The organism is Vibrio sp. LaRot3 (assembly GCF_027587025.1).
In the GTDB taxonomy this organism is placed as follows: domain Bacteria; phylum Pseudomonadota; class Gammaproteobacteria; order Enterobacterales; family Vibrionaceae; genus Vibrio.
This window is the reverse complement of record NZ_JAPPTI010000023.1, coordinates 1-3,141: the sequence shown is the minus strand read 5'-3', so window position 1 is coordinate 3,141 and position 3,141 is coordinate 1. Positions and strand designations below refer to the sequence as shown.

General features: G+C 50.1%; 2 rRNA genes. Both read right to left on the bottom strand.

What is annotated here, in order from left to right:
• A 5S ribosomal RNA gene (gene rrf / locus OH461_RS20005) occupies positions 1-63 on the bottom strand; the annotation flags it as partial.
• Positions 64-145: 82 nt separating this feature from the next.
• Positions 146-3,034 (bottom strand): 23S ribosomal RNA (locus OH461_RS20000).
• Positions 3,035-3,141 lie beyond the last annotated feature (107 nt).

The following is a 3,141-nucleotide window of genomic DNA, read 5'->3' as shown; positions in this document are numbered from 1 at the left end:
ATTGCGTTTCACTTCTGAGTTCGGCATGGAATCAGGTGGGTCCACAACGCTATGGTCGCCAAGCAAATTCTTTAATCTGGAAAGCTGTCTAGTTCTTACACATTCAATGTTCTATTTGAGTCCATCAAAACCCCTTGGGTGTTGTATGGTTAAGCCTCACGGGCAATTAGTATCAGTTAGCTCAACGCCTCACAACGCTTACACACCTGACCTATCAACGTCGTAGTCTCCGACAACCCTTTAGGATACTTAAAGTATCAGGGAAGACTCATCTCAGGGCTCGCTTCCCGCTTAGATGCTTTCAGCGGTTATCGATTCCGAACTTAGCTACCGGGCAATGCGTCTGGCGACACAACCCGAACACCAGAGGTTCGTCCACTCCGGTCCTCTCGTACTAGGAGCAGCCCCCTTCAATCTTCCAACGCCCACGGCAGATAGGGACCGAACTGTCTCACGACGTTCTAAACCCAGCTCGCGTACCACTTTAAATGGCGAACAGCCATACCCTTGGGACCGACTTCAGCCCCAGGATGTGATGAGCCGACATCGAGGTGCCAAACACCGCCGTCGATATGAACTCTTGGGCGGTATCAGCCTGTTATCCCCGGAGTACCTTTTATCCGTTGAGCGATGGCCCTTCCATTCAGAACCACCGGATCACTATGACCTGCTTTCGCACCTGCTCGAATTGTCATTCTCGCAGTCAAGCGGGCTTATGCCATTGCACTAACCTCACGATGTCCAACCGTGATTAGCCCACCTTCGTGCTCCTCCGTTACTCTTTGGGAGGAGACCGCCCCAGTCAAACTACCCACCAGGCACTGTCCTCACCCCAGATAATGGGGCTAAGTTAGAACATCAAAACTACAAGGGTGGTATTTCAAGGACGGCTCCACTTGAACTGGCGCCCAAGTTTCAAAGCCTCCCACCTATCCTACACATGTAGGTTCAATGTTCAGTGCCAAGCTGTAGTAAAGGTTCACGGGGTCTTTCCGTCTAGCCGCGGGTACACTGCATCTTCACAGCGATTTCAATTTCACTGAGTCTCGGGTGGAGACAGCGTGGCCATCATTACGCCATTCGTGCAGGTCGGAACTTACCCGACAAGGAATTTCGCTACCTTAGGACCGTTATAGTTACGGCCGCCGTTTACCGGGGCTTCGATCAAGAGCTTCGACCTAAGTCTAACCCCATCAATTAACCTTCCGGCACCGGGCAGGCGTCACACCGTATACGTCATCTTACGATTTTGCACAGTGCTGTGTTTTTAATAAACAGTTGCAGCCACCTGGTATCTGCGACTCTCAATAGCTCCATCCGCAAGGGACTTCACCGTCAAGAGCGTACCTTCTCCCGAAGTTACGGTACCATTTTGCCTAGTTCCTTCACCCGAGTTCTCTCAAGCGCCTTGGTATTCTCTACCCGACCACCTGTGTCGGTTTGGGGTACGATTCCTTACAATCTGAAGCTTAGAGGCTTTTCCTGGAAGCATGGCATCAATGACTTCATCACCGTAGTGACTCGACGTCGTGTCTCAGCCTTAGAGAGAGCCGGATTTACCTAACTCTCAAGCCTACGCACTTGAACCTGGACAACCGTCGCCAGGCCCACCTAGCCTTCTCCGTCCCCCCATCGCAATTGTAAGAAGTACGGGAATATTAACCCGTTTCCCATCGACTACGCTTTTCAGCCTCGCCTTAGGGGTCGACTTACCCTGCCCCGATTAACGTTGGACAGGAACCCTTGGTCTTCCGGCGAGGGGGTTTTTCACCCCCTTTATCGTTACTCATGTCAGCATTCGCACTTCTGATACCTCCAGCATGCTTTACAACACACCTTCAACGGCTTACAGAACGCTCCCCTACCCAATACAATAAATTGCATTGCCGCAGCTTCGGTTTACAACTTAGCCCCGTTACATCTTCCGCGCAGGCCGACTCGACTAGTGAGCTATTACGCTTTCTTTAAATGATGGCTGCTTCTAAGCCAACATCCTAGCTGTCTGAGCCTTCCCACATCGTTTCCCACTTAGCTGTAATTTGGGACCTTAGCTGGCGGTCTGGGTTGTTTCCCTCTCCACGACGGACGTTAGCACCCGCCGTGTGTCTCCCGGATAGTACTTACTGGTATTCGGAGTTTGCAAAGGGTTGGTAAGTCGGGATGACCCCCTAGCCTTAACAGTGCTCTACCCCCAGTAGTATTCGTCCGAGGCGCTACCTAAATAGCTTTCGGGGAGAACCAGCTATCTCCAGGTTTGATTGGCCTTTCACCCCTAGCCACAAGTCATCCGCTAATTTTTCAACATTAGTCGGTTCGGTCCTCCAGTTGATGTTACTCAACCTTCAACCTGCCCATGGCTAGATCACCTGGTTTCGGGTCTATATCTAGCAACTCGACGCCCAGTTAAGACTCGGTTTCCCTACGGCTCCCCTAGATGGTTAACCTTGCTACTAAATATAAGTCGCTGACCCATTATACAAAAGGTACGCAGTCACACCACGAAGGTGCTCCTACTGCTTGTACGTACACGGTTTCAGGTTCTATTTCACTCCCCTCACAGGGGTTCTTTTCGCCTTTCCCTCACGGTACTGGTTCACTATCGGTCAGTCAGTAGTATTTAGCCTTGGAGGATGGTCCCCCCATATTCAGACAGGATATCACGTGTCCCGCCCTACTCGATTTCACTGATTATGATGTGTCGGTTACGGGGCTATCACCCTGTATCGCGAGACTTTCCAGACTCTTCACCTGCATCATTAAAAGCTTAAGGGCTAGTCCAATTTCGCTCGCCGCTACTTTCGGAATCTCGGTTGATTTCTTTTCCTCGGGGTACTTAGATGTTTCAGTTCCCCCGGTTCGCCTCATTAACCTATGTATTCAGTTAATGATAATACCTTATGGTATTGGGTTTCCCCATTCAGGAATCCCAGACTCAATGACTTTTACTGTCTAATCTGGGCTTATCGCAAGTTAATACGCCTTTCATCGCCTCTGACTGCCAAGGCATCCACCGTGTACGCTTAGTCACTTAACCATACAACCCGAAGGAGTTTCGAGTTGTTGTTACGCAACCAAAGTTGTCTGCATTTTTATACATGTGCAGACTCGATTTTGCCGGACTCAAATATGAATACTTACTTT